The organism is Rhodoferax sp., assembly GCF_028689305.1.
Lineage (GTDB): Bacteria > Pseudomonadota > Gammaproteobacteria > Burkholderiales > Burkholderiaceae_C > Rhodoferax.
Genome location: NZ_JAQTWM010000139.1, coordinates 1 through 5,818, shown reverse-complemented (window position 1 = coordinate 5,818; position 5,818 = coordinate 1). Strand labels below are relative to the sequence as shown.

Below are 5,818 nucleotides of genomic sequence, written 5' to 3'. Positions count from 1 at the left end.
TCCAGCACCGGTTCAAAACGCATGCGTTTGTCCGTGGGCTGCGGTTTGTCCACCCGCGCATGAGAGCGCAGCTCGGTCACCAGGCCATGCAGCAGGCTGTCAACGGCCAGCGGCTCATCGGCTTGCCAAAGGGCTTCCAGCAATTGCGACACACGCTGGGCTTGCGCCTGGCTGTTGCTCACCACCGCGTCGGTGAACCACCAGACCGGTTCCCCGGTCAGGTCGGCCAGCACGGCGGGGTCGATGTAGAGCATGCGGTAGCGCCAGCCCCCGGCGGTTTCGGCGCGGCCAGTGTGTAACTCGTCGGGGTTCATCAGCACCAGCGAGTTGGGCGGGGCCAGGTGGTCTGCGCCGCCGTAGCGAAAGCGCTCCACCCCCGACGCGATGGCCCCCAGGCCAAACGCCTCGTGGGTGTGGGGCTCAAACGCGTGGTGCACGATGTGCGCCTGGTACAGCTCAACCCCGGGCCGGCTGGGCAGGCGCCGAAACTGGGCCCGGTCCGGCGCTGTGCTGAACACTTCGGGGACAACCGGACTCATGGCGCTGGGGGAAAAACCGTTGGCATGCCTGAAAATACCATGACTTCACCGCTGCGGTTCAGCCAGCCTGAACTTTGGCCAGGCCATGCACCTGCCAGGGTAACCGCAACAATGCTATATTTTTAATAGCTGTATAGGCATATTCCACCCGGGCTAGATAGCAATTTGGCCGTAGATTTTTGGTACGTGCGCGACAGGTCACAATCTGCCACTCGACCTTGTTTTGGACCCTGATGACTGCACTTCTGATCTGGTGGCCAGCGGCATGACCCACGCTGTGGCCCTTTTGCGCGCCGCCCGGCTGGCGCGCAGCGTCAAACCATTCGTGGCCCGCGGCTCACGCTCGCAGCGCTGTCCCGACTGCCGGGTGACGCTGCCGCACTGTCTGTGCGCCTTGCGCCCGCTGATGTCCACACACGCGGGCATGTGCCTGATCATGGCCGACATCGAGCCGCTCAAACCCAGCAACACCGGCTGGCTGATTGCCGATGTGGTGGCCGACACCGCCGCCTTTGGCTGGGCCCGCACTGTCACCGACCCCGCCTTGCTGGCGCTGCTGGCTGACCCGCAGTGGCAGCCTTATCTGGTGTTTCCGGGCGAGTTTGTCGCGCCCGAACGGGTGGTCACCGAGGTGCACCCCGCAGAAGGCAAACGCCCACTGTTTGTGCTGCTGGACGCCACCTGGACCGAGGCGCGCAAGATGTTTCGCAAAAGCCCCTGCCTGAACCAGCTGCCGGTGCTGAGCCTGCAGCCCGAGCAGTTGTCGCGCTACCAGCTGCGCCGCTCCAAGCGGCCAGACCACCTGTGCACCGCCGAGGTGGCCGCGCTGTGCCTGGCGCTGGCCGGTGAACCCCACGCGGCGCAGGTGCTGGATGCCTACTTTGACGTGTTCACCAACCACTACCTGGCCGCCAAACGGCTGGTGCCGATCCAGTGGGATGACGCCGCGCACCAGCGTCTGCAGCAGCTGTGCGAGGCCAGCGCGGGGTAGCTGGCGCTTCAGTTCAGCGCCTCCATACGCAGGGTGCTGGCAAAACCCATCACATTGGGCCACTGCGCCAGTTCGGCCAGCACACCGCGCAGGACGCGCTCGGGCGTTGGGTCTGTCAGCAGCACCACGGCGCTCCAGCCCGGGTCGCCGGGGTGCTCAGTCACGTCCAGTTGCTGCACCGATACCCCCGCAACGGCCAGATGGCCCAGCAGTTGCGCGACCGTGCGCGCCGGGTTGACAACATCCAGCCGCAGGTAATAACGGCTCTCCAGCGCATCGATGGCCGCCACCGGCAGGGCCTGGATGGCGTCGGGCTGGAACGCCAGGTGGGGCACCCGCTGCCGGGGTGCTGTGCCCGCCACGCGGCACACATCCACCAGGTCGGCAATGACCGCCGACGCGGTTGGCTCGGCGCCCGCGCCGGCACCGTAATACATCGTGATGCCGGCGGCGTCACTCTTGACCAGCACCGCATTCATGGCGCCGTGGACCTGGGCCAGCAGGTGGTCGGCGGCAATCAACGTGGGGTGCACCCGCAACTCCAGGCCATGGGGGGTGCGCCTGGCGATACCCAGCAGCTTGACGCAGTAGCCCAGACGCCCGGCCAGGCGGATGTCGAGCGCGTCCAGCGTGGTGATGCCTTCCACATACACCTGGTCAAACCGGACTGGCACACCAAAGGCGTTGGCGGCCAGCAGCGTGAGCTTGTGCGCGGCGTCCAGGCCTTGCACATCCAGCGCCGGGTCGGCCTCGGCATAACCCAGGCGTTGGGCCTCGGCCAGGGCGGCGGCAAAACCGAGGCCCTTGGCCTGCATTTCCGACAGGATGTAGTTGGTGGTGCCGTTGATGATGCCGGCCACCCATTGGATGTGGTTGGCGGCCAGCCCTTCGCGCAGCGCCTTGATGATCGGGATGCTGACCGCCACCGCGCCTTCGTAGGCCACCACCACACCCTGCGCCTGCGCTGCGGCAAAAATCTCGCTGCCATGTTCAGCCAGCAAGGCTTTGTTGGCGGTGACCACATGTTTGCCCTGGCTGATGGCCTGTAGCACCAGCTCACGCGCCAGGCCGGTGCCGCCCATGACTTCCACCACCACGTCAATCCCGGGGTCATTGACCACGGCAAACGGGTCATCGGTGAGCAGCACCTCGGGTGTAACGATGCCGGCCGCGCGGGCCAGGTGGCGCACCGCCACCATGCGTATCTCGATGCGCCGCCCGGTGCGGGCGGCAATCACCCCGGCATTACGCTGCAAGACGCGGTAGGTGCCTGCGCCAACGGTGCCCAGACCGATCATGCCGACGCGCAAAGGCGCAACGGCGCAGGCCGGCTGAGTGTGCTGGCCAACAGAAAAACTGGCGTGTTGATCCTGGTACATGAAACTCTCCAAACAGTTGAAACCCCTGCTGCCTTGGCGGGGGTTGTTCAGAGAGGGACACCACCAGGCAGCCGGAACGGCCACCTGCACGACGCTCAGGCAGCCGTGGTTGTAATGGTGGTAATCATTCGTGCGTCCATGGCCCGCAACAGCGCGGGCAGACCAGCGCGCACCACGGGGGTGGTGTGATTCTGGTGAGGCAGGGAACGGCACGACATGGCGCGCAGCATAACACGCAGACCGGTCCGGCTCAGCCTGCTGGCCTGGCGCCCAGACTCACCCGAGCCAACACCTCCCTGGCACTGGACAACGACTGCAGCCGTTCACGCAGGTAGTCGGCCAGGCGCGGCGGCTGGCTGAAGACCACGTTGAAGCGGATGTGGGCATCGGCCTGTTGGTCGGCGGTGAACGTGGCGCCACGCACCAGCAGGATCTGGTTGCGGTAGGCGTCCTGCACCAGCAGGTTCATGTCCACGCCGTCGGGCACCGAAGCCCACAGGAACAGGCCGCCTTCACCGGGGTGGTCCAGCAGCAGACCGGCCGCGCTCAACTGGCGCGCGCTGGCGTGACGGGCCGCCAGCAGCTTGGCGTTCAGGCGGTCCAGGTGTTTGCGCCAGCGCCCGGCCGCCAGCACTTCCAGCATCACGTATTCATTGAGCGCAGGGGTTGTCAGCACCGAATAGATCTTTTCGCGCATCAGGACTTTGAGCAGCGTGGGATCGGCGGCCATGTAGCCGAGGCGCAGCGCCGGGCTCAGGGCCTTGCAGAAGCTGGAGTAGTAGATGACCCGGTCCAGCCCCGACAGGCTGGCCAGCCGGGTGGCGTGGCCGGGGTGGAAGTGGCCTTGCACATCGTCCTCGGCAATCAAAAAGCCATACTGTTCGGCCAGCATCAGCACCTTGTGCAAGTTGGCGACGGTGCTGGTCCAGCCGGTGGGGTTGTGCAGCACGGTCTGGATGAACAGCAGGCGCGGACGGTGGTTGCGGCAGGCGGCCTCCAGTTGCGCCAGGTCCACACCATCGGGGTGGCGCTGGATCGGCACGATGCGCAGACCCTCCTTGCGCAGGCGCTCGAACATCAGAAAGTAGCCGGGGTCTTCCACCAGCACGGTGTCGCCAGGCTGCAGGAAAGCGCGGCAGATCAGGTCGATGGCGTGGGTGCCGCCATAGGTGGTGAGGATGCGGCCCGCATCCACCGCCATGCCCATGCCGCGCAAGACCATGGCGATGCGCTCACGCAGCTCGGGCAGGCCCTGCGGCGGGCAGCGTGAGGCCATGCCCGCATGGGCGCGCGCCAGGCCGCGTTGCACCGCAGCGGCGGGCACGGCATCTTCCAGCCAGGACGGCGGCAGGGCGCCGCTGCTGGCCAGCAACATCCCGGCACGCTGGTCATTGGCCTGCTGCGCCAGCCAGACACCGTCTTGTTCTTCGCCGGCCTCCAGCGCGGCGGCATCGGGCAGGTTGGCGTGGCGCGCCTCGCGCACGAAGTAGCCGGCGGTGCCGCGTGATTCGATCAGGCCGAGTGCCATCAGGCGGTCATAAGCGGCCACCACGGTGTTGGGGCTGACCGCCAGTTGTGAGGCCAGCTGGCGAATCGACAGCAGCCGCGCTGCGGCGGGCAGGCGCCCACCAGTGATCAGCTCGCGCAGGCGCAGCTCGATCTGGTCGGCCAGAGGTGTGGGGGCGTTGCGGTCCAGTGAAAACATGGCCCCCGAGGTTAGCGCAGAAAGCTCAGCGCCAACAGCAGTAACACCGCGCCCATGCTCAGGTTGAACAGGCGCTGCTTGCGCGGGTCGGTCAGCAGGCGGCGAATCGCCACGCCAAACAAGGCCCAGATCGACGCGCTGGGAATACCGATCACCAGCCCGACCAGCGTCACCAGCAATGCCCCCATTGATGCACTCAAGCCCACCGGCATGAACACCGTGGCCAGGGTGATGGACTTGACCCAGCTTTTGGGATTGACCGCCTGGAACAGCACGGCCTGGGTAAAGCTCAGCGGCTGGCTCGCGCGCGCCTCGCCCAGCGCGCTGCCACTGAGTTTCCAGGCCAGAAACACCAGGTACAGGGCACCGACCACGCGCAACCCCTGATGCAGCACCGGGTAGGCCACAAACAGGCTGCCCAGCCCCAGGCAGGTGGCATAGGTCTGCACCGCCACCCCCGTGCCCTGGCCAAAGAGTTGCGGCAACGCACGGCGAAAGCCAAACTGTGCGCCCGAGCTGGCCAGCATCACGTTGTTCGGCCCCGGCGTGCTCGACATCACAAAACAGTAACTCATCAAAGGCAACAGATCAGTCCACATCAGGCAAACTCCAAAATCAGGAGATTTGACTGTAGGGCGAGCGCCCGGCGCCGCCAAGGCACAGCACCGGCGTCACCGGCCTGCGCTGTATCAGTCCGACCAGCCCTACAGTGCTGCGTCTTTGAGCCGCACGCGGCGAAACGTCAGATTCAGCCGTTGCCGCCCCAGCAGCGCATGCACACCGTCGGCCAGCGGCAACACCCCGTGGTAGGCCAGCCGCGACGGCCCGCCCCAGACCACCACGTCACCATGCAGCAGCCGCCAGCGCTGGGGCCGGTCTTTGCGGCTCGGCGTGCCAAACAGGAACACGGCGGGCAGACCCAGCGACAGTGAGACGATCGGCGCGGACAGGTCTTGTTCATCCTTGTCCTGATGCAGCGAGAGTCTGGCACCGGGCTGGTACTGGTTGATCAGGCAGGCCTCAGGCTCGAAGTGGGCATACCCCGCCTGCGCGGCAGCACCTTGCGCCAGTGCCAGCAAACACTCCGGCATGGCAGGCCAGGGCTGGCCAGACAACGGGTCATGCGTGCTGTAGCGGTAGCCCTGCGGGTCCGACACCCAGCCCAGCGCGCCGCAATTGGTCATGGCCACCGACATGGTGTGGC

At 66.3% G+C, this 5,818-nt stretch carries 6 protein-coding genes; 1 reads left to right on the top strand and 5 read right to left on the bottom strand.

Annotated elements, in window-relative coordinates:
- Positions 1-539: AraC family ligand binding domain-containing protein (locus PHW99_RS17780; RefSeq protein WP_300180826.1), on the bottom strand; the 539-nt coding region annotated here is incomplete at its 3' end.
- A 265-nt stretch (positions 540-804) separates the two neighbouring features.
- Here PHW99_RS17780 and PHW99_RS17775 point away from each other — a divergent pair.
- On the top strand, positions 805-1,530 hold the full coding sequence (locus PHW99_RS17775; protein WP_300180822.1) for a tRNA-uridine aminocarboxypropyltransferase: 726 nt from the start codon (positions 805-807) through the stop codon (positions 1,528-1,530).
- Positions 1,531-1,538: 8 nt separating this feature from the next.
- Here PHW99_RS17775 and PHW99_RS17770 read toward each other — a convergent pair whose 3' ends face one another.
- The 4 genes from PHW99_RS17770 to alkB all read right to left on the bottom strand — a co-directional run.
- On the bottom strand, positions 1,539-2,909 hold the full coding sequence (locus PHW99_RS17770; RefSeq protein ID WP_300180819.1) for a homoserine dehydrogenase: 1,371 nt from the start codon (positions 2,907-2,909) through the stop codon (positions 1,539-1,541).
- Positions 2,910-3,159: 250 nt separating this feature from the next.
- Positions 3,160-4,614, bottom strand: a complete 1,455-nt coding sequence (locus PHW99_RS17765; protein ID WP_300180817.1) for a PLP-dependent aminotransferase family protein — start codon at positions 4,612-4,614, stop codon at positions 3,160-3,162.
- Between the two features lie 11 nt (positions 4,615-4,625).
- Positions 4,626-5,213, bottom strand: coding sequence for a LysE family translocator (locus PHW99_RS17760; RefSeq protein WP_300180814.1), 588 nt, complete (start codon positions 5,211-5,213; stop codon positions 4,626-4,628).
- Between the two features lie 105 nt (positions 5,214-5,318).
- Positions 5,319-5,818: DNA oxidative demethylase AlkB (gene alkB, locus PHW99_RS17755; protein WP_300180811.1), on the bottom strand; the 500-nt coding region annotated here is incomplete at its 5' end.

Bases quoted from the DNA above. Each gene is read 5' to 3' on its own strand.
- PHW99_RS17775 (WP_300180822.1), top strand. From the start codon at position 805: ATGACCCACGCTGTGGCCCTTTTGCGCGCCGCCCGGCTGGCGCGCAGC.
- PHW99_RS17770 (WP_300180819.1), bottom strand. From the start codon at position 2,909: ATGTACCAGGATCAACACGCCAGTTTTTCTGTTGGCCAGCACACTCAG.
- PHW99_RS17765 (WP_300180817.1), bottom strand. From the start codon at position 4,614: ATGTTTTCACTGGACCGCAACGCCCCCACACCTCTGGCCGACCAGATC.
- PHW99_RS17760 (WP_300180814.1), bottom strand. From the start codon at position 5,213: ATGTGGACTGATCTGTTGCCTTTGATGAGTTACTGTTTTGTGATGTCG.